2 pseudogenes are annotated in these 488 nt (G+C 69.1%); both read left to right on the top strand.

Going from position 1 to position 488, the window contains the following annotated elements:
* Positions 1 to 297 (top strand): annotated as a pseudogene (locus AC3A6G_RS27405) (methyl-accepting chemotaxis protein); the annotation flags it as partial.
* A gap of 32 nt (positions 298 to 329) precedes the next feature.
* A pseudogene (locus tag AC3A6G_RS27400) lies at positions 330 to 488 on the top strand (chemotaxis protein CheW); the annotation flags it as partial.

Below are 488 nucleotides of genomic sequence, written 5' to 3'. Positions count from 1 at the left end.
GCGCAGATGGACCAGGTGACGCAGCAGAACGCGGCGCTGGTCGAAGAGGCTGCGGCCGCCGCGCAGTCGATGCAGGAACAGGCCGCGAAGCTGCAGTCGTCGGTCGGCGTGTTCCGCATCGAAGGCGGCGCGGCCACGGCCGTGGCGCTGGCGAATGCGCGCCGCCCCGCCACCGCGTTGGCCAAGCCACCGCAGCCCGACACCCTTTCCCCCAGGCTCCGGCGCCCCGCGCCAGCCAGGAAGACCCAGGACGCCCCGCAACTGGCCACCGCGGGCGGCGACTGGACCGAGTTTTGAACCCCCCAGTGACAACCACCACAGATTTCCCGATGAGCGCAAACACATCCAAGTCCCATCCGGACAACCGCAATACCCCGCCTTCGCGGCCGGCGCGGCCGCTGGAATTCCTTTCCTTCACGCTCGGCCAGGAGGAATACGGCATCGACATCCAGAAGGTGCAGGAGCTTCGCGGCTACGACGCGGTGACG

This window comes from Variovorax sp. Soil_C_26, assembly GCF_057657075.1.
Note: the sequence above shows the minus strand (reverse complement) of the source record. Positions and strands in the feature narration are given on the sequence as shown.